Genomic DNA, 19250 nt, shown 5'->3' on the forward strand with positions numbered 1-19250 from the left:
CGCCGTCATACGTCCGCCCGCTGGTACTGCCCGAGGAAGTCGAACTCCCCTTCGGTAGCGCGGAACAGGAACATCGCGTCGTGGTTGTATCCGTTGTCCGAGGTGTACGCGACGGTGCGGCTGATGCCGGTGTAGGACACCTCCCGCATACGGCGCACGATCGCGCCGCGCTCCCGCAGGGCCGCGTCCCCGCTCGTGCACGCCTCGGCCAGGAACAGCACCGCGTCGTACGCCTCCGCCGCGTACCGGCCCGGCCGTTCCCCGTAGCGTTCCTCGTACTCCTCGGCGAAGGAGCGGGCCGCCGGGGTCGCCGTCGGATCGATGAAGGCGGTGGCGAAGACCCAGCCGTCGGCCGCCCTGCCGGCGCGTTCCAGGAACCGTGGGCCGAAGGCCCGTTGGGTGGCGACCCGGGCCCCGGAGAACCCGGCCTCGCGCAGCGCCGCGGCGAAGGCGCCCGCCCGTTCCTGCCCTCCGCTGAACACGACCGCGTCCGACCCGGCCGCGACGACCCGCGCGGCGAGCGCGGTGTGGTCGAGCTTCCCCGCGGCGACGCTCGTGGTGGTCGTCTCCCTGCCGTCGCGGCCGAGGGCCCGCTGGATGTAGTTGCAGAGGGTCCAGGCGAAGTCGCCCTCGGCCCGGTCCTCGACCAGGAACACCTTGCGGGCGTCGGTCTCGCCCGTGAGATAGATGTTGCACGGGGCGGCGAGCAGGTCGTCCGTCGGCGAGAGCTGTGCGTGCGAACGAAGCGTGGACGCACCGGCGTCCCTGACCCGGGACGTCACCCCGACCGACACGGAGACGACGGGCAGCACGGCCCGCGTGTACGTGGTCTCCGCGGCGAGGAAACAGGCGTCCGTGGTCGGTCCCAGCACCGCGAGGACCTGGTCGTCCTCCACCAGCCGGGTCGCCCGGTCCAGGGTCCGGTCGGGCTCGCCCCCGTCGTCGTACGCGCGCAGCGTCAGCCGCAGCGGGCGGTCGTCGTCGGCGTTCACCCGCGCGACGGCCAACCGGGCGCCGTTGAGCTGGGCCCGCCCGACCTCGCCGGTCGTGCCGGAGAGGTCGCCCTGGAAGGCGACGACGAGTTCGGCGCGCGGGCCGGACAAGGGCGGGCTTCCCGCACCGGGCTTCCGCTCGGTCTTGTTCCGCCACCACCACGCCCCGGCGCCGACCGTCAGCAATCCGGCCGCCCCCATGGAGCCGAGCGCCAGGAAACCACGGCGACTCGTGGCCCGAGCCCCAGTCCGTGCCTGCTCCTGAGTCCGGGCCCCGGCGTCCGGCTCCTTGAGCGACGTCACCGTCACCACGTCCGGGAGCGACGCCGACGGTGCCGGTGCGGTGACCCGGGTCGGCTCGATCGCCCCCATCGCGAGCACCGCCGCCGACCGCTGCGCGATCAGCCGGGTCACCGGCTCCGGCAGCCACCGCTCCCGATCGGCCGGCACCGCCGCGTCCAGCGCCCCACGGACCTCGACGGCGGTCGGCCGGCGCGCCGGGTCCTTGTCCAGACACGCCCGTACGACCGGCTCCAACGCTCCCGGGATCCCGGGCAGTTCCGGCTCGTCGTACACGGTGCGCAGCAGCACTCCGGCGGCCGCCCCGGTGCCGAACGGCCGGACGCCGGTCGCGGCGTGGGCCAGGACGCAGCCCAGCGAGAAGACATCGCTGGGCGGGCCGATCCCGGCACCGCGCGCCCGCGCCTGTTCGGGCGACAGGAAGCCGGGGGAGCCCACGATGACGCCGGTGGACGTGAGCGCCGTACCCTCCGGCGTGCGCGCGATACCGAAGTCGATCAGGCGCGGACCGTCCGGGGCCAGCAGCACGTTGCCCGGTTTGACGTCGCGGTGCACCAGTCCTGCCCGGTGGACCGCGTCGAGCGCCTCGGCGAGCCGCAGCCCCAGCACACACACGGACGCGGGAGACCACGGCCCGTGTCCCTCCAGTGCCTCCGAGAGCGAGGGGCCCGGTACGAACGGGGTCGCCAGCCACGGGTCCTCCGCGTCGGCGTCCGCGTCCAGCAGGGGGACCACCCAGGGGCTGTCCACCTGCCGGGCCACCTCGATCTCCCGGCGGAACCGGGCCCGGAACCCGGCGTCGTCGGCGTGGGACGCCCGGACGACCTTCACCGCGGCGAAGGCGCCGCCGGGCGCGCGGGCCAGGAAGACGACGCCCATGCCGCCGGCGCCGAGCCGCCGCAGCAGGCGGTAGTCGCCCAGCCGCGACGGATCGGCGGCGCGCAGCGGCTCCATCAGGCGGTCAGCGGCGCCGGGCCGCCGTACACGAACGCTCCGTTCTCGACGCGCCAGAGGTAGCCGCCGGTGCCGTCGATGACCGGCAGACCGACCTTCTGGAACGCGTAGGTCCGGGTGACACCCTGGTACTTGGCGGCCCGCAGCGCGGCGAGCAGCTCCTCGCGGGTACGGCTTCCGGAGGGGAGACCCGCGAGCGACGTGAGCACCATCGACGTCACGTCGTAGGCCTCCGCCGCGTACCGGGGCGGCGCCTTCTTCCACCGCTTGCGGTAGGCGTCCACGAACGCCTTCGCCTCGGGGACGTCCGCCGGGTCGACGACCGGTGCGACGATCGTCCACCCGTCGGCGGCCTCCTTCGCCGCCGTGAGGAAACGGGGGTCGAGCAGGGCGGGTCCGGCGGCGCGGGCACCGGTGAAACCGCGCTCGCGCAGGGTCCGGGCGAACGACGCGGCCCGGTGGGACAGCCCGGCGAAGGCGAACGAGTCGATGTCGGCGGCCAGCAGGTCGTCCACCGTGTCCCCGAAACCGGTCCGCATGGTGCTGACCACGCGGGGCACGTACGGCTGACCGGCCGCCCGCAGTTGCTTGCTCAGATTGGCGCTGACCTCCCAGCCGTAGTTGTCGGCCGCCCGGTCGACGACCACCCCGACCCTGCGGGGCCGGGTGCTCCGCAGGAACGCGTCCATGTAGAACGGCAGCAGCGAGTCGGGCAGGCGGGCGTGCAGGAACGAACGGAAGCCCTGCACGGACAGGGCGATGGCGCCGGGGGACACGGCGACCACGGGCAGCAGCGCGGCGTCGTAGGCCGCCAGCGCGGACTGGGCGGTCACGTCCGTGGTCGGGCCGACCACGGCGAGCACGGCGGGATCGTCGGCGAGCCGCTTCGCCACCCGGGCGGACTCGGCCGCGTCGCCGGCGTCGTCCTCGGTCCGCACCTCCACCTGGAAGGGAGCGTCGCGTCGGGCGTTGAACTCCGCGACGGCCAGGCGCAGTCCGTTCTCCTGGGCCCTGCCGGTGTCCCGCTGGTCGCCGCTGAGGTCGCCGTGCAGCGCGACGGTGTAGGCGGGCCGCCGCGAGGAGGCGGACGCGGCCGGCTCCCCGTTCCCCGAACCGCCATCGTCCCGGCCGAGGGTCCACCAGGTCGTGCCGCCCCCTGCGGCGAGCAGCGCACCCGCGCCGCCTAGGAGGACACGGCGCCTCGCCGGGGCGGCGGTGGTTCCGCCGGACGCCACGGGCACGGTGTCGCCGGAGCCGGGTGTCGGGGGCGGCGCGGGGGTGCCGGGGAGGCCGACGTCCGGTGTGGTCGCCGAGGCGGCGTCCGCGCCGGTGGCGCCGGCGGAGATCTCGGTGCGGTCGATGTCCGGCAGAGCGAGTGCTTCGGTGGAGCGCCGGGCGATCAGCCGGACCACCTCGTCGGGCAGCCAGGACTCGTAGGCGCCGCCGCCGGGCGTGCGGGCCGCAGTGGCGGAGGGCTCGGCCGAAGTCCCCTCGGCCGAAGTCCCGTCGGCCGAAGTCCCCTCGGCCGAGGGCTCGGCGGCCGAGGGCTCGGCGGCCGGGGGCTCGGCGGACCCGGCCGGGGTGGCGGCGGCCGTGCCCTCCTCAGCCTCCGTGGGCAGCAGCTCCCGTATCAGCTCCGCCACCTCGGGGCGGTCCGCCGGGTCCTTCTCCAGGCAGCGTGACAACAGTTCGCCGAGAGGGCCCGGCACACCGTCGAGGTCGGCCGGGTCGTGCACGGCCCGGTAGAGGAGGGCGTCGAGGGCCCCCGTGCCGAACGGGGGCCGGCCCGTCGCCGCGAACGCCAGGACGCAGCCGAGGGAGAACACGTCGCTGGGCGCGCCGATGGTTCGGCCGCCACGCCCTTCGGCCTGCTCCGGGGAGAGGTAGCCGGGCGTACCGACGACGAGCCCCGTCGCGGTGAGTCCGCTGTCCTCGGGGGCCCTTGCTATGCCGAAGTCGATGAGCCGGGGCCCGTCCGCCGCCAGCAGGACGTTGCCGGGCTTGAGGTCCCGGTGGACCAGCCCCGCCCGGTGGACCTCGCCGAGGGCCAGCGCCAGCCGGCCCCCGAGGACCCGCAGCCCGAGCTCGCCGAGCGGCCCGTGCGTGGCCACGGCCTCGGCCAGGGACGGGCCGGGCACGTACGCCGTCGCCAGCCACGGCGCCTCCGCGTCGGCGTCGGCGTCGATCAGCGGCACCGCCCAGGGGCTGCTGACGCGCCGGGCCACTTCCACCTCGCGCCGGAACCGCTCCCGGAAACCCGTGTCCTCGGCGTACTCCGCCGCCAGCACTTTCAACGCCACGAGTGAACCGGCGGGCGTACGGGCGAGGTACACCACGCCCATACCCCCGGCGCCGAGCCGGCCGAGCAGCCGGTGGTCGGCGATCCGTGCCGGGTCGGACGAACGCAGTCGCTCCATCAGCCCTCGCCTCCGCCCAGCTCGTATGCCACCCGGTCGAGCATGGTGGTGGTGCCGCGCGTCATGAACTGCTCCAGTTCGTCGACGGTCCAGCCCTCGGCACCCTTGATCGACACCGTCATGGTGACCGGGCCGAGCCGGGTGATCATCCACCGGTAGTCCGCCTTGCCGGTGCCGGTGAGGTAGACGCCCGTCTCCAGGACCGAGTCGTCGGCGTAGTTGTTGCCGCGCATACCGCGGGGGGTGCCCACGGACATCAGTCCCGCTATCCGCTCGTCGGCGCGCACCTGCTGCTCGGGGCAGCGCAGCGCCTCCTCCAGCGTCGCGGACACATGGTCGTCGGCGTCGAGCACCGCCGTGTGCACCGTCACCGTCGCGGTCACCCTGACCGTGCCGCGCTTTCCGGTGCCGGGCAGTTGGCTGTACAGGGAGAGGGAGCCCAGTACGTCGTCGGAGAGCGCCCGGCGCTGCCACCGGCACTCTTCGTCGAGCAGGGCGATGGTTCCCTCGGCGCTGCGGGCGAGCGGCTGGGCCTCGAAGCCCGAGCCCCAGTCCTGTGGCCGCATCGCGACCGCCTCCGCCAGCGCGGCGCCGTCCTCCCTCCCGCGCGGCACGCGATCGGGGTCCGCCGTGAACGGTGTGGCGGACGGTGTCGCCGTCGGCTCCGCGTCCTCCGCCGACCGCTGTCCGGACGCGGAAGCGGAAGGCGTCGCCGACCCGGACGCCGTGGGCCGGGGCGTGTCCGCCTGCTCCGCCGCCCCCGCGCTGCAACCGCCGAGGAACACCGCCGCAGCGGCCCCCGACGCGGCGGCCCTCAGCCGCCAACCCCCTCCAGGTCCAGCCGTTTTGTCGCCCAACGCCCGCCCCCTCCACCGCACTGCCCCGTGTGTGACCGGTGATCGTACAGAGGTACGCAATCCCGGCGGGAGCGGTTCCCGCGAGTCTCTTCGCACACGCCCGAACCATTGACGCGGAGGATGAACGGTCCCACTCTGAACGTATGTTCAGAACGAATGTTCAGAACGGCGGCCGGAGAGCGGCCGGTTGTGAGGGCGGTCATGCCGATGTGGTGGTGATCGGCGGCGGCATGGCCGGCATGGCCACGGCGCTGCGCCTGCAACGGGCGGGGCTGTCCACGATCGTGCTGGAGGCGCACGGCCACGCGGGCGGCTGCGCCGGGTACTACCGCAAGCGAGGCTTCTCCTTCGACGTCGGCGCGACGACGCTGGTCGACTTCGGCCCCGGAGGTGTCGGCGGCGAACTCCTCGCCGCTGTCGGCGTCCCGCCGCTGCGCGCCGAGGAACTTCCGGGCTACCGAGCCCATCTGCCGGACCGTCAGGTCGTGCTCCACCGCGACCGGGCCGCCTGGCACGCCGAACGGCTGCGCGAACTCGGCGACACCGAACGGCATCGCGCGTTCTGGGATCTCCTCGACCGGCTCGCCGACACCTTCTGGCGCGCCAGCCGGGCGGGCGTACGGCTGCCGATCCGTGGCCCCGCCGACGCCCTGCACGACCTGCGGGCGGTCGGCTGGTCGGGGCTTCCGTACGCCCGCCATCTGAACCGCACCCTGGGTGACGCGCTGCGCGCCCACGGTCTGCGCGCCGACGCCGCGCTGGTCGGGTTGCTCGCCATGCTGGTCGAGGACACCGTCCACACGGGGGTCGACGACGCGCCCCTCATCAACGCGGCGCTCGGGGTGACCATCCGGGGCGCGGGCCTCAGCAGACACCACGGCGGCATGCACGGCTTCTGGCGGGTGCTGGTCGCCCGCTACCGGGAACTGGGCGGCACGCTCCGCACCGCGTGCCGCGTCTCCCGGGTCCGGGGCGCTCCCGGCGCCTATGAGGTGACGACACGTCGAGGTGCCTTCCACGCCGAGCGGATCGTGTGCGCTGTCCCGGTGGCCACCGCCGCCACGATCTGCGCGGGACTGCCGGTGGCCCGCCGGCTCCGCCCCTACCTGGAACGCGACGAGGACGCCCTCGGCGGCGCGATCGTCGCCTTCCTCGGGGTGCCCGAATCCGAAGTGGCCGAGCAGGAGTTGACGCACCATCAACTGCTGCACTCCTACGACCGTCCCCTGGGCGACGGCAACAACATGTTCGTCTCGGTGTCCGCACCCGGAGACACCCTCAGCGCACCGTCCGGCCATCGGGCCGTGATGCTCTCGACCCACACCGACCTCGCCGACTGGCGCGACCTCGACGCGGCGGAGTACGGGCAACGCAAGAAGGAGGCCGGGGAACGGCTCCTCGCCCTCGCGCGGCGCGCGTACCCACGGCTCGGGGAGCGTGCCGTGTTCGCCGAGACGGGAACGCCCCGCAGCTACGAACGGTTCGGTTTCCGCCCCGAGGGCGCGGTCGGCGGTGTGCGCCAGCGCCTCGCCAACACCAACCAGCACGCCGTACCGCACGATCTCGGCGGCCCCGGTCTGTGGCTGGTCGGCGACACGACCTGGCCGGGGCTCGGCACGGTCGCCTGTGTGCTGGGCAGCCGCATCGTCGCCGAAGGACTGCTGAAGGAGAGGAGACGCGCGGGATGAGCACATCCGACAATCCCGGCCCGACAGGTTCGAACGGCCCGGCCCCGGGCCTGCCCACCCTCGCCGAACTCGGCGACGACCTGCTCGTCACCACACGTCGGCAGCGGATCGTCGCGCTGGCCCGTCCGGGCGCCGGGGTGCTGTTGTTCACGGGCGCGGTGTGGCTCGGCTGGTGGTGGCTGACGCCGCTGATCGTGTTCGGGATCTTCGTCGCCGTCGTGACCGTCACCCATGACGTGGTGCACCGCACGATCGGCCTGTCCCCGCGGGCCACCGACTGGGCGCTGTTCGCGATGGGGCTGGCCCTGCTGGAGAGCGGGCACGCCTACCGGGCCACGCACACCCAGCACCACCGCCGCTTCCCGCACCCCGACGACCCGGAGGGCCACCCCGCCGACCTGTCCCTCCTGGGCGCGGTCTGCTACGGCCCCGTCTTCCTCGTGCGCCTGTGGATCTGGTCCTACCGGCGGGGCCGCGACCGCCGCTGGCTGCTGGTGGAGGCGGCGGCCCCGTTCGCCGCGCTCACCGGGGGAGTGCTGCTCCTGCCGTACACGCCGGGGCTGCTCCTCTATACGGTGATGGCGATCGTCGGCAGCTGGGTGTACCCGCTGCTGACGGTGTATCTGCCGCACCACGACTACGGAGACACCCCGTTGACGCAGACCCGCACGCTGCGCGGGAGGATCATCCCCGCCGTCTTCCTGGAACTCACGTACCACCTGGAGCACCACCTGTACCCGGGGGTGCCCAGTCACCGGCTGCCGGAGCTGTCCCGCAGACTCGAAGGCCACTTCGCCGCGCACGGGGTACGGCCGGTGCGCGTTGTCTGAGCACCGAGGTTCTGGCGGCACCCGTGACCGGGTCCTGGAAGCAGCCCTCGTGTGCCTGGTCCGCCACGGTCACGGCGGCACCACCGCACGGGCGGTGGCCCAGGCCGGCGGCTTCGCGCCCGGGGTGATCTACTACCACTTCGCGGACCTGGACGACCTGTTGGTGGCGGCGCTGGAACGGACCAGCGGGGCACGCATCGACCGCTACCGTGCCGAACTGTCCGGCCGCGACCGCGCCGTGGCCGTGATCGCGCGGCTGCGCGAGCTGTACGACGAGGACAGCCGGACCGGGCACATCGCCGCCGTCCAGGAGTTGTACGCCGGGGCACGGCCCGGAACGCGGCTGGCGGCCCAGCTGGCGCTGGAGACCCGGAAGTGGGAGGAACTGGCCGAGGAACAGCTCACGGTCCTCCTGCGCGGCAAGCCCCTGGCGTCCGTGGTCCGCGTGCGGGTCCTGGCCGGGGCGGCCGTGGCCTTCTACCTCGGTATGGAAACGCTCACCCACCTCGACGGCGACCGTTCCCGTCCGGAGACGCTGTTCGCCCAGGGGGCCCGCCTCGCCGCGATCTTCGACCGTGTGCCCCGCATGAAGAGACGGGCGCGCAGGGTGAGATGAGCGAGGGGGCCCTGAACCGCCGTCACCGGTCGTGGGCGGGGCGCGGTGCCACGTGCGGCGTCCGGCTCCCTACCGGGCCTCGCCCGTCGCCAACCGCCCCTTCACGAGGGCGGATTCAGCGGGTTCCGACCCGGTGCCCGAGCCCGTGCCCCCGCCGTTCCTGCGGATCAGCGCCACGCCGAGCACCGCGAGGAGCGAGGCCGCCGACAGCGTGTACAGGCCGCCGTTCGTCGTGCCGGTGGTGTCCTTGAGGTAGCCGAAGAGCGTGGGGGAGACGAAACCGCCCAGGTTCCCGATGGAGTTGACGACGGCGAGCCCCGGCGCCGCGATCTTCAGGTCGAGTCCCGACTGCGCCATCGGCCAGAACAGGGTGGCCGCGCACTTGCCGCCCACCGCGGCGAGCGTGATGGCCGCCAGGCCGAACCAGGGGGAGCCCAGCGTGGCCAGGAAGGTGCCGGTGGCGGACAGGGTCAGGGCGACGGCGAGGTAGGGGCGGCGGTCGGGGGCACGGTCGGTGAACCGGCTCATCGAGTACATGGCGATCACCGCGCAGATCCAGGGGATCGCCGACAGCAGCCCGACCTGGAACGGCGACAGTCCGCCGATCTCCTCCACCAGACTGGGCAGCCAGAAGGTGATCGCGTACCCGGTGAGGGCCATCGCGAAGAACACCGTGGTCAGCAGCGCCACCTGAGGGTGGATCAGCAGCTTGAGCCGCGACACCCTGGGGGCCCGGCTGCGCGCCTCCTCGTCCCGTGCGACGGCGGAACTCAGTGCCTGCTTCTCCTGCGCCGTCAGCCACGGGGCGTCCTGGATGCGGGAGACGAGGAAGAAACCGGCGACGAAGCCGACGGCGATCGACAGCAGCCCTTCGAGCGCGAACATCCAGCGCCAGCCGGCGAACCCGCCGACCCCGTGCAGTTCCAGGAGCGCACCCGTGATCGGCCCGGTGACGATGTACGCGGTGGCCGAGCCGCCCAGGAAGATCGCGCTTGCCCGGCCACGGCTGGAGTCCGGCAGCCACTGGGTGAAGTAGAGCAGGACACCGGGGAAGAAGCCCGCCTCGGCGACACCGAGCAGGAAGCGCAGCCCGTAGAACATCCATACGTTGTGGATGAAGCACATCGCCACGATCACCAGACCCCAGGTGATCATGATGCGGGTCAGCCAGACCCGGGCGCCGAATCGCTCCAGGAGCATGTTGCTGGGCACCTCGAAGAGGGCGTACCCGATGAAGAACAGCCCCGCGCCGAGCCCGTACGCGGTGGCGCTCACCCCGACGTCGGCCCGCAACTCGTCCTGGACGAAGCCGACGTTGGTCCGGTCCATCTGGTTGATCAGCAGCATGAGGACGAGGATCGGCAGCATGCGGCGCAGGAACTTGCCGACCGCACGCCGCTCGGCATCGGGTATGAGGACGTCAGACATCGTTGTCTCCCTCCACCTGTTCATGTATCTGAACAGCCGTCACGTACGTAGGAATGGCGGGAACCTTACGGAGGGCCCGCTTCCGGGTCAATGGGTTGGCCCGGTGATCAGGTATGTGAACTGGGGTGAAGGAGGAGCAGCGCGATGTCGTCGCTGCGCGGCGCGGAGCGACGCGCGTGCTGGACGAGGGAGTCGGCGACGGTGTCCATGGCGTGCGGACCGGAGGGGTCGGCGCGCGCGAGGGCGCCGGCCAGAGCGTCGACCGCGTCCTCGATGTCGACGCCGGGGGCCTCGACGAGCCCGTCCGTGTAGAGGGCCAGTACGGAGCCGGGCGGCAGCGGGATCTCGGTGGACGCGTAGTCGGTGTCGGCGTCGATGCCGAGGAGGAGTCCCGGTGGCAGGGGAAGGGGCTCCGTGCGGCCGTCGGGGTGGCGCAGCAGCGGGGGCGGGTGGCCGGCGCCGGCGAGGCAGGCGGTGTGCGCGCCCAGGTCGAGGTGGACGTAGAGGCAACTGGTGAACAGGTCGGGGTCGAGGTCGGTCAGGAGCCGGTTGGTCCGGGCGAGCACCTCGTCGGGGGCCGCCCCGGCGGTCGCGTGGACGGCGGTGCGGACCTGCCCCATCAGGGCGGCGGCGCGGACGTTGTGCCCCTGGACGTCCCCGATCGCCGCCGCGGCCGTGGTGGGACCGAGCCGGATGAGGTCGTAGAAGTCGCCGCCGACGTCCATGCCGCGGGTGGCCGGGAGATAGCGCGCGGCCACGTCCAGCCCGGCGACCGGGGGCAGGGTGTGCGGCAGCAGCCCCGACTGGAGGTTGTGGGCGAGCTGGTGCTTGGTGTCGTACAGCCGGGCCCGGTCCAGGGCCTGGGCGATCAGCCCCGCGGTGGAGGTGAGGACGGCACGCTCCTCCGGCGGGAACGGGTGGGGCTGTTCGTAGGCCAGGACGAGGGAGCCGACCGGACGTCCCGAGGTGATCAGCGGCAGGAAGGCCCAGGCGCCCATCGCGTCCTGGAGGACAGCCGGCGGATAGGCCCGCTCCAGCTCGGCGAACGTGCTGAAGAAGGCGGGGACACCCGTGGTGAGAACGTGCACGGCGGGGGTGTCCGAGGTGAGCGGGACGGTGTCGAAGCGCTCCATCAACTCGGCGGTGTAGCCGCGGTAGCCGATGATCCGCAGTCGGCCGTCCTCCGCCGTCATCAGGGCCAGAGCGGCCGCCCCGAACGCCGGCAGGACCTGCTCGGCGACCTGGTCGACCACGTCGCGCACGCCGACGGCCTCGGTGAGCGTCGCGGCCAGGTGCATCAGGTGGTACAGCGTCGTGGCCCGTCCCGTGGCGGGCGAGGTGGCCGGACGCGACGCGGCCGACGAGGAGACCGGAGCGTGGGCGTGCGCCGAGTGGGTGGGCGTGATGCGCACGCTGATGCCGGAGGCGTCCGGCACCAGGCGGAAGGAGAGCCACCGGTCCGGTGGGCGCAGGGCGATGAACGACACCGTCTCACGGCTGAGCATGGCCGCCCGGTAGCTGTCCTCGGCGATCGGGTCGGCCAGCCAGCGCAGCGCCTCCCACGGCTTGGTGCCGAGCAGCTCGGGAATGCCGGCGTCGAGCAGCTCGGCGGCCTCGGTGCTGAGGAAGGTGATCCGCCCGTCCGCGTCCAGCGAGCAGCTGCCACCGGGGAGGCGTTCGGCGAAGTCGACCGCGGCCTGCGCCTCGGCCGGCCCCGCGAGCCTGCGCCGCAGCGGCGGCAGCATCACCGGCTCGGCGGCGGGCCGTACCCGGTGACCGCTGTCCGCCGCCTTCCGCAGGAGCAGGCCGAGCCGGTGACAGGTGGCGGTGATGGCCTCCCGCTCCCGGGGACTCGGCTGCGGCGGGTGCGAGGCGGGCCAGTGCAGCACCAGACCGCCCCAGACGTCCGTGCCCGTGGTGATGGGGGCGGCGGCCAACGTGAAGCGGTACGGCACGACCAGCGCCATCCGTGGATAGCGGCGCGCCAGCTCCTCCTGGCCGCCCACCCACACCAGCCGCCGCTCGCGAACCGCGTCGGTCACCGGGGAGGGGGCCTTCAGCGCCACCCGCGCCCAGGGCATGGAGATCTCCCAGGGGACCCCGCCCAGCACCGCCAACTGCAGCACCGGCTCGTCCGGCGGCAGCAGATACACCGCCGTCACCGAGGCGCCGCTCTCCCGGGCGAACTCGATCAGGGCGGACTGCAGCAGCTCCGGACCGCGGGCGCCGGTACCAGGCACGTCCTCACCCGCCCCGGACCGGTTCGACGGGTCGGGCGGGCAGCCGCCGATCGTCACCCATATGCGGACCATACGCCCACGGGGCGGCGGCAGCATGTGGATGAGGCGCCCCGGCGGGTGCGGTGCGGCGCGACGACCGGTGCGGACGCGGACGCGTGTACGTGGGGGACTCGGCGGTGACTCAGCCCGGTTCGGTGGATGGCGGCTCGATGTGCCCGGTGCCGGGGTCCCGGACGGCCAGGAGGGCCGCGCCGATGTGCGCCACCGCGCGCGGGTCGGAGAGGGACAGGGCCGTCAGCTCCTCGACGCGACGCAGCCGGTAACGGACGGTGTTGGGGTGGACGAACAGGCTCCGGGCCGCGGCCGTCGCCGAACCCGCGGCGGCGAACCAGTGCTCCAGGGTGCGCAGCAGACGCGCACGCTCCGCGACCGGGAGGTCGACCACGGGCCGCAGGACCACCCCCACCAGGTGCGCCGCCTCCGCCGGCGCGGCGGCGACCACCATGGCCAGCGGGTCGTCGTCGAACCGTGCCACGCCGGGACCACCGCCCCGCAGCCCGGCCAGCGCGAGCCGGGCGAAGCGCAGCGCCTGCGGGGTGTCGCGCAGGGAGTGGAAGCTCGGGCTGACCCCCACCCGGGCGCGGGTCCGGCGCAGGACCCCCAGGCAGGCGTCTTCCGCCGCCGGTGTGGGCAGGGCGATCAGGCCGATCTGCTGGTCGGGCAACAACCGCCAGGAAGAAGGGAGTTGCGCCTGGCGCAGCCAGGCCTCGACCCCCGCCAGCGGCTCCTCGCCGGGAGCGCCGGCCGCCGCCGCGGCCACCGCGTAGGGCCCCCGCTCGGGCAGGCCCAGTTCGCGGGCGGCCTCCCACAGCGTGGTCCGGTCGGCGATGACACCCGTGAACAGCGCCTCCACCAGCGCCGACCGCCGGGCCTGCCCCCGCGAGGTCAACTCGGCCGCCGTCTCCCGGTAGGCCGCCGCGACCGCCTCCGCGTACAGGCCGAACAGCGCCCAGATCTCCGCGGACTTCGCCACCAACTGGTCGGCGGAGACCTCCGGATGGGTACGCGCCTCCGCCACGATCTCCGTCCACAGCAGTTCGAAGCCGACCCGGTACGCGTGCAGGGTGTCCGCCAGCGGTACGCCCTGCTCGGCACGGACACGCCCCGTCTCCCGGGCCGGGCTGGGGTCCGGGGCGGCACCCGCACGGAGGTGGTTGAGGATCAGGTCAGCGTTGGCCGTGCACGAGCGGCGCAGCGAGTCGAAGGGGATCAGCGACTCGTCGTCGTAGGCGTCGACGTCCGACCGGATGCGCCCCGCGATCCGCTCACCCAGTTCCGGCAGCCTGGAATGCAGTGCGGCGGCCACGCCCGAGATGTCCATCGCCGCAGCTTAGCGCCCACGTTTTGTTCCCCCGGACAACGGCGGGGAGTGGGCGCTGTCGTCCGGCCCATAGGCCGCCGCCGTAGGCGGCAGCACGATGTCGTGCAGGTGAACAGCGGATTTCGACGACGACTTTCGTGGAGGCGGGCCATGGCCAATCTGGCGGACTACCTGGTGGAGACGGCGCAGCGACAGCCGGGGCGTCCCGCGCTGCGGCTGGGAGACCAGGTGACCGGCTACGCGGAGCTGGACGAGCGCAGCGCCCGCGCCGCCGCGCTGCTGAGGGCCGAGGGCGTACGCCCGGGGGACCGGGTCGCCCTGATGCTGCCGAACGTGCCCGAGTTCGTCGTCCTGTACTACGGCGTGCTGCGTGCCGGAGGCGTCGTCGTCCCGATGAACCCGCTGCTGAAGACGCGAGAGACCGAGTACCACCTGACCGATTCCGGGGCGGTGCTGCTGTTCGAATGGCATCAGGCGCCCGGTGAGGGCGCACAGGGCGCGGCCGCCGCCGGTGTGCGGCACACGGCCGTCGAGCCCGCGGCCTTCGCGGAGGCGCTGGCCGGACACGAGCCGCTGCCCGCCGTGGCGGAGACGGCGGACGACGACGTGGCCGTGCTCCTCTACACCTCCGGCACCACCGGCCGCCCCAAGGGCGCCACGCTCACCCACGGCGGACTGCGGCACAACACCGAGGTCAACACGGTCCACGTCCAGCGGATGACCCCGCAGGACGTGGTGGTCGGCTGTCTGCCGCTGTTCCACATCTTCGGCCAGATCTGCACGATGAGCGTGGCCGTGCGCGCCGGCGCCTCGCTCACCCTGATCCCCCGCTTCGAGCCGCAGGCGGTGCTGGACGCCGTCGCACGGGACGGCGCCACGGTCTTCGAGGGCGTTCCGACGATGTACGCGGCGCTGCTGCAGCATCCGGCGCGGACGGACGTGTCGACGCTGCGGATGTGCGTCTCCGGCGGGGCCTCGCTGCCGGTGGAGATCCTGCACGGCTTCGAACGACGCTTCGGCTGCGCGGTGCTGGAGGGCTTCGGCATGTCCGAGACCAGCCCGGTGGTCACGTTCAACCACCCCGACCGGCCCCGCAAGGCCGGCTCCATCGGCACCCCGATCCAGGACGTGGAGGTGCGACTGCTGGACGACAAGGGCCAGGACGTCGCGCCCGGCGAGGTCGGTGAACTGGCCGTACGGGGCCCGAACGTGATGAAGGGGTACTGGAACCGGCCCGAGGAGACGGCGGCCGCGATCCCGGACGGCTGGCTGCGCAGCGGCGACCTCGCGCGCCAGGACGACGACGGCTACCTCTACATCGTCGACCGCAAGAAGGACATGATCATCCGCGGCGGCTACAACGTCTACCCGCGCGAGATCGAGGAGACCCTCCACGAGCACCCGGCCGTCGCCCTGGCCGCCGTGGTCGGGGTGCCGCACTCCCACCTGGGCGAGGAGATCGCGGCCGCGGTCGTCCTGCGGCCCGGCGCCCACGCCACCCCCGACGAGCTGAGGGAGTTCGTCAAGGACCGGGTCGCCGCGTACAAGTACCCGCGCGAGGTGTGGCTCATGGACACCCTGCCGACCGGCCCCAGCGGCAAGATCCTCAAGCGGGAGATCGCCGCACCGACGGGATGACACGACCGCCGGACACCGTACTGGCCGGTCTCCCGCACCCGGGACGAAGACGTGAGCCCCCCTGCCGGACGGCTCAGAGCGGACCGCCGCCGAGACCGATCTCGTTGCCGTCCGGATCGTGGTACGTGACCTTGCGTACGCCGTTCGCGTAGGTCTCGCGGCTGCTGGGATCGAGCCCTCGATGGGTGATCCCGGCGATGCGGGCGTCGAGGTCGTCGACGAAGACGGTGTGCAGCGCGTGACCGGCCCGTCCGGGCCGGTGCTCGATATAGAGATAGCGGTGCTCGGCCAGCTCCCACACGGCCTCCGTGTCGTTCGGGAAGAACGTCGGCGGGGAGCCCAGCAGGCGCTCGTACCAGGAGAGCGCCGCTGTGTAGTCGTTCACCGGGATACCTGCGAAGAGGACGACGGCCATGCTGCCATCGTAGGGGGCACCGGCTGCCACCGGTCGTACGTGATCATGTCGCGGACCCCCGCTCGGTGGCCTCGTTCGGCGGCGCACCGAGCGGGTCCCGTGCCCTCGCACGGTGTGCCTCAGCCGCCGATCCTCGCGGCGACGACCGGCGCGAGGCGGTCGGCGATGGCGCGGTGTCCCTGGTCATTGGGGTGGACGGAGTCGGTGAGGTCTCCGGAGCCCAGCCAACCCGTGGTGTCGACGAAGGAGACCCGGGAGTCCCCGCCCGCGATCGCCTCCCGCACGGCGGCCTCGGTCTGCGGGACGAACCGTCCCCGGAAGGTCTCCAACGCGAAGATCCAGGCCCCGGGGTGCGCGGCGCGGACCTTGCGCAGCAGACTGGTGTAGGCGGCCTGGAACTGTGTCGAACTCACCCCGTGGCCCACGTCGTTGGTGCCCAGGTTGATGACGACGGCGTCCGCCCGGTAGCGGGTGAAGTCCCAGTCGGGCGTCGCCGCGTTGGGGTTGAGTCTGCCGTACTGCCGCTCCAGCCCCACGCAGCCGTCCGCCGTGGCCACCAGGCAGGCGCCCCCCTGCGCGATCTGGGTGTGCTCGGTGCCGAGCCGTTCCCCGATCAGCCAGCCGTAGGCGGTCCGGGCGTTCTGCGACGTGGTCGTGCCCACCGTGATCGAGTCGCCGACGAACTCGACCGTCCTGCTCGGCGCCGACGGGGCGAACGTCGTCGCGCCGCTGTCCAGGACGAGCCCCTGGAAGACGGCGTCACCGCGATAGGAGCCCGCCACCACCTGGTAGTTGACCTGAAGGGTGTGGCGGCCGGCCGACAGCGCGGCCGGTGTCAGGTTCACCGTCCCCTTCACGTCGTCGTAGAACCTCACGGGCCCGTCGTCGATCCGCGCCCAGAAGTCGATGGTGTTCCGCTGCTTCAGCTGGACGGTCCGCCCGGTGAAACCGACGCGGTAGTAGGCCCCTGCCCAGTAGGGCGTGTACGCGGTGGCGGAACCGGTGGTGTCCCAGCGTCCGACGAACTTGATGTTCGGGTCGCCCGGTTGTCCGGGCGCGGCGGCCCGCGTGGTGGCGGACGCGGTCGCCGTGCCGTTCAGCGCGCCGCTGACGACGGGCGCCAGCCGGTTCGCGAACTTGGTGTGCCCCGCCTCGTTGGGATGCCCGTTGCCGTCCTCGTAGTCGGTGCCGTCGGCGAGCCAGCCCGTGGTGTCGACGTACCGCACCCTGCCGTCCCCGGCACTGTTGCGCGCGCCGACGGCCGCCCTGGTCTCGGCGACGTACCGCTTCTTCAGGGTCTGCACCGCGAAGAGGACCGCGTCCGGGTACGTGGCCCGGACGTCCCGCAGCAGGGTGGTGTACGCCGCCTGGAACTCGGCACCGGTCACCCCGTGCCCGATGTCGTTGGTGCCCAGGTTGATGACGACCGCGTTCGCCCGGTAGCGGGAGAAGTCCCAGTCCGACCCACCCGTGCTGCCGACCTTGAAGAACTGTCCGCTCAGACCCGTGCAGCCCGACCGCGCGACGAGGCAGTACCCGGCGCGCGCGATCCGCGTGTGCCGCATGCCCAGCCGCTCGCCCGTCTTCCACGCGTACGAGTCCAGGGCCAGCCGGTCGGTGAGCGCCCCGGCGGTGATGGAGTCCCCGACGAACTCGATCAGCCCTGGTGACGCGCCCGGCGCGACCGTACGGGCACCGGAGTCCAGGACCAGCCCCTGGAACACCGTGTCGCCGGACCGGTAGGCGATCCGCAGGGAGTGCGTGCCGGGTGCCAGGGGGCGCGGGGTGAGGTTCACCGTGCCACGCACGCCGGCGTGGAAGACGTCCGGGCCGCCGTCGACGCTGACGTAGAAGTTGACCGCGTCCCTGGCTCGCACCTTCACCGTGGTGCCGGTGAAGGACGTCTGCACGTACGCGCCGGTCCAGTGCGCGACGGCCGTCGTTCCGGAACTCGTGTCCCAGCGGCCGACGTACACGATGTTCGGGTCGGAGACCGAGCCGTCGCCCGGCGCGGCCCGCGCCGGGGTGACACCCGCCAGCGACAGCAGACAGGCGAGGAGTACCGCTGTGAGGACGGCGGCCACGCCGCCTCTGCCGGACCTGTGGGGGAAGGTCAGCATGGGGATCCTTTCTCACTGGAAGTGGGAGCGCTCCCATGAGCAACCTCCCCACGGAACCAGTGAGTGGGACCGTGGTCAAGGAGGTCTGCGGTGAAGGAAGTTGGCTTCTTTGTGCGCGCGGCTTCAGCCCGCCGCCTTCCGGACGAGTTCTCCGATCCGCGCCTCCGTTTCGGCCGTCAGCTCGGTCAGGGCGTAGGTGGTCGGCCACAGGGTGCCCTCGTCGAGGTGCGCCTGGTCGCTGAAGCCGAGGGTGGCGTACCTGGTCTTGAACTTCTGCGCACTCTGGAAGAAGCAGACGACCTTGCCGTTCCTGGCGTACGCGGGCATGCCGTACCAGAGCTTCGGCGCGAGGTCCGGCGCGACGGTGGCGACGATCCGGTGCAGCCGCTCGGCGAGCACCCGGTCCCCGTCCTGCATCGCGGCGATCTTCGCGAGCACATCGCTCTCCCCGTCCGCCTTGGCGGCTCGCGGTCCGCGACGGGCGGACGTCTTCAGCTCCCTCGCGTGGTCCTTCATCGCCTCGCGCTCCTCGGCTGAGAACCCGTCGAACTTCTCGTCGGCCGCGGCGGCGCTCCGGGTGGTCTTCCGCGTGTTCGTCATGGCGGTTTTCCTTCCTCTCACAGTGATGATTGGTCGATCCGGTGGTTGTCTGTTGCCGCGATTCCGCGATTCCGCGATTCGGATGAAGGACGCGGGTTCCGGTCAGTCGAGCCAGCGGCCCCCGCGCATCAGCTCACGCCCCGTCAACTCGTCCGCCTCACGCCAGGCCTGCACGCGGATCGGGGTGACACGGAACCAGTGGTAGGAGGTGGCCGAGACCCGGGGATCGAAGCCGGTGCGCGCGGCGAACCGGTTCCCCCGCTCCGTCGGCAGCGCGTCGAGCGGGAGCACCTCCACCTCGCCCTCGATCATGGTCACGTCGCGGGTGGGGCCCAGCCCGAGCCGGGTGGTCCGTGTCGCGGCCAGGTTCCTGCCCGTCGGACTGTCGCCCGGCGTCGCCAGCAACAACGTCTCGCCGTCCCACTCGAAGGACAGCGGAACCAGATACGGCACACCGTCCACCGAGGCACTGGCCACCCAGACGTCGGCGTCATGGGCGAGCCGGTGCTCCGTGTCGCGGCGACGCACCGCACGGGGGCGGGGACCGGGGGACCGGGTGGCGGACCGGACGGTTGCCTCGGCCGTGGACTGCATGGCGGACTGGGTGGCGGACGAACCGGTCATGGTCACTCCTGACTCGCTGGGGCTCACCGAGGGTGGGGACGGGGCCGCTACCCGTCCGGTGTGTCCGCCGGGCGCTTTCGCCGTGGTCACAGCCTCCCCCGACGGGGCCACGGCCCGCCTCCGTGGTGAGCACGGAATCCACCACTGAGA

At 72.9% G+C, this 19250-nt stretch carries 14 protein-coding genes; 4 read left to right on the forward strand and 10 right to left on the reverse strand.

Annotated features, from left to right (window positions below; genetic code table 11):
- Window positions 1–5: 5 nt before the first annotated feature.
- Genes RM704_RS00645 through RM704_RS00655 form a run of 3 tightly spaced genes read right to left on the reverse strand, consistent with a single transcriptional unit; the run spans window position 6 to window position 5277 of the window.
- Entirely contained in the window at window positions 6–2246 is a 2241-nt protein-coding gene (locus RM704_RS00645) for a bifunctional serine/threonine-protein kinase/ABC transporter substrate-binding protein (protein WP_033528697.1), read from the reverse strand.
- A complete protein-coding gene (locus tag RM704_RS00650; protein ID WP_033528698.1) occupies window positions 2246–4663 on the reverse strand; it encodes a bifunctional serine/threonine-protein kinase/ABC transporter substrate-binding protein in 2418 nt (805 codons plus the stop codon). The genes RM704_RS00645 and RM704_RS00650 overlap by 1 nt, the downstream gene beginning before the upstream one ends.
- On the reverse strand, window positions 4663–5277 hold the full coding sequence (locus RM704_RS00655; protein ID WP_311588673.1) for a hypothetical protein: 615 nt from the start codon (window positions 5275–5277) through the stop codon (window positions 4663–4665). The genes RM704_RS00650 and RM704_RS00655 overlap by 1 nt, the downstream gene beginning before the upstream one ends.
- A gap of 386 nt (window positions 5278–5663) precedes the next feature.
- Between RM704_RS00655 and RM704_RS00660 the strand changes: the two genes are divergently transcribed.
- The 3 genes from RM704_RS00660 to RM704_RS00670 are packed head-to-tail and all read left to right on the forward strand — an operon-like array spanning window position 5664 to window position 8654.
- Window positions 5664–7208, forward strand: a complete 1545-nt coding sequence (locus RM704_RS00660; protein WP_063774491.1) for a phytoene desaturase family protein — start codon at window positions 5664–5666, stop codon at window positions 7206–7208.
- Entirely contained in the window at window positions 7205–8038 is an 834-nt protein-coding gene (locus tag RM704_RS00665; protein ID WP_052146159.1) for a fatty acid desaturase family protein, read from the forward strand. The genes RM704_RS00660 and RM704_RS00665 overlap by 4 nt, the downstream gene beginning before the upstream one ends.
- Complete coding sequence (locus tag RM704_RS00670) at window positions 8031–8654, forward strand: TetR/AcrR family transcriptional regulator (RefSeq protein ID WP_033528699.1); 624 nt, start codon at window positions 8031–8033, stop codon at window positions 8652–8654. The genes RM704_RS00665 and RM704_RS00670 overlap by 8 nt, the downstream gene beginning before the upstream one ends.
- A 69-nt stretch (window positions 8655–8723) precedes the next feature.
- On the opposite strand, the gene RM704_RS00675 is transcribed toward RM704_RS00670, so the two are convergent.
- The 3 genes from RM704_RS00675 to RM704_RS00685 form a co-directional block, all read right to left on the reverse strand.
- Window positions 8724–10082 carry an MFS transporter gene (locus RM704_RS00675; RefSeq protein WP_052146160.1) on the reverse strand — a complete coding sequence of 453 codons (1359 nt, stop codon included), beginning with the start codon at window positions 10080–10082 and terminating at the stop codon, window positions 8724–8726.
- Between the two features lie 107 nt (window positions 10083–10189).
- Complete coding sequence (locus RM704_RS00680) at window positions 10190–12394, reverse strand: GAF domain-containing SpoIIE family protein phosphatase (protein WP_078937219.1); 2205 nt, start codon at window positions 12392–12394, stop codon at window positions 10190–10192.
- Between the two features lie 109 nt (window positions 12395–12503).
- Window positions 12504–13703 (reverse strand): PucR family transcriptional regulator, encoded by a 1200-nt coding sequence (locus RM704_RS00685; RefSeq protein WP_438828875.1) that lies wholly within the window; start codon window positions 13701–13703, stop codon window positions 12504–12506.
- A gap of 150 nt (window positions 13704–13853) precedes the next feature.
- On the opposite strand from RM704_RS00685, the gene RM704_RS00690 reads away from it, so the two are divergent.
- Entirely contained in the window at window positions 13854–15341 is a 1488-nt protein-coding gene (locus tag RM704_RS00690; protein WP_033528700.1) for a long-chain-fatty-acid--CoA ligase, read from the forward strand.
- Between the two features lie 73 nt (window positions 15342–15414).
- On the opposite strand, the gene RM704_RS00695 is transcribed toward RM704_RS00690, so the two are convergent.
- From RM704_RS00695 to RM704_RS00710, 4 genes are all read right to left on the reverse strand, one after another.
- The gene (locus RM704_RS00695; RefSeq protein ID WP_033528701.1) at window positions 15415–15756 is read right to left on the reverse strand and encodes a VOC family protein; all 342 of its coding nucleotides are present in this window, start codon (window positions 15754–15756) and stop codon (window positions 15415–15417) included.
- A 119-nt stretch (window positions 15757–15875) separates the two neighbouring features.
- Window positions 15876–17876 (reverse strand): GDSL-type esterase/lipase family protein, encoded by a 2001-nt coding sequence (locus RM704_RS00700; RefSeq protein WP_033528702.1) that lies wholly within the window; start codon window positions 17874–17876, stop codon window positions 15876–15878.
- Between the two features lie 123 nt (window positions 17877–17999).
- Entirely contained in the window at window positions 18000–18476 is a 477-nt protein-coding gene (locus tag RM704_RS00705) for an iron chaperone (protein WP_033528703.1), read from the reverse strand.
- A 102-nt stretch (window positions 18477–18578) separates the two neighbouring features.
- The gene (locus RM704_RS00710) at window positions 18579–19070 is read right to left on the reverse strand and encodes a pyridoxamine 5'-phosphate oxidase family protein (RefSeq protein WP_052146187.1); all 492 of its coding nucleotides are present in this window, start codon (window positions 19068–19070) and stop codon (window positions 18579–18581) included.
- Window positions 19071–19250 lie beyond the last annotated feature (180 nt).

Origin of the sequence: Streptomyces gottesmaniae, assembly GCF_031845845.1 — a bacterium.
GTDB lineage: Bacteria > Actinomycetota > Actinomycetes > Streptomycetales > Streptomycetaceae > Streptomyces > Streptomyces akebiae.

Excerpts from the sequence above, each read along its gene's own strand:
- RM704_RS00685 (WP_438828875.1), bottom strand. The coding sequence starts at position 13,703 with ATGGACATCTCGGGCGTGGCCGCCGCACTGCATTCCAGGCTGCCGGAA.
- RM704_RS00660 (WP_063774491.1), top strand. The coding sequence starts at position 5,664 with ATGTTCAGAACGAATGTTCAGAACGGCGGCCGGAGAGCGGCCGGTTGT.
- RM704_RS00700 (WP_033528702.1), bottom strand. The coding sequence starts at position 17,876 with ATGCTGACCTTCCCCCACAGGTCCGGCAGAGGCGGCGTGGCCGCCGTC.
- RM704_RS00695 (WP_033528701.1), bottom strand. The coding sequence starts at position 15,756 with ATGGCCGTCGTCCTCTTCGCAGGTATCCCGGTGAACGACTACACAGCG.
- RM704_RS00675 (WP_052146160.1), bottom strand. The coding sequence starts at position 10,082 with ATGTCTGACGTCCTCATACCCGATGCCGAGCGGCGTGCGGTCGGCAAG.
- RM704_RS00690 (WP_033528700.1), top strand. The coding sequence starts at position 13,854 with ATGGCCAATCTGGCGGACTACCTGGTGGAGACGGCGCAGCGACAGCCG.
- RM704_RS00710 (WP_052146187.1), bottom strand. The coding sequence starts at position 19,070 with ATGCAGTCCACGGCCGAGGCAACCGTCCGGTCCGCCACCCGGTCCCCC.
- RM704_RS00665 (WP_052146159.1), top strand. The coding sequence starts at position 7,205 with ATGAGCACATCCGACAATCCCGGCCCGACAGGTTCGAACGGCCCGGCC.
- RM704_RS00645 (WP_033528697.1), bottom strand. The coding sequence starts at position 2,246 with ATGGAGCCGCTGCGCGCCGCCGATCCGTCGCGGCTGGGCGACTACCGC.
- RM704_RS00680 (WP_078937219.1), bottom strand. The coding sequence starts at position 12,394 with ATGGTCCGCATATGGGTGACGATCGGCGGCTGCCCGCCCGACCCGTCG.
- RM704_RS00650 (WP_033528698.1), bottom strand. The coding sequence starts at position 4,663 with ATGGAGCGACTGCGTTCGTCCGACCCGGCACGGATCGCCGACCACCGG.
- RM704_RS00705 (WP_033528703.1), bottom strand. The coding sequence starts at position 18,476 with ATGACGAACACGCGGAAGACCACCCGGAGCGCCGCCGCGGCCGACGAG.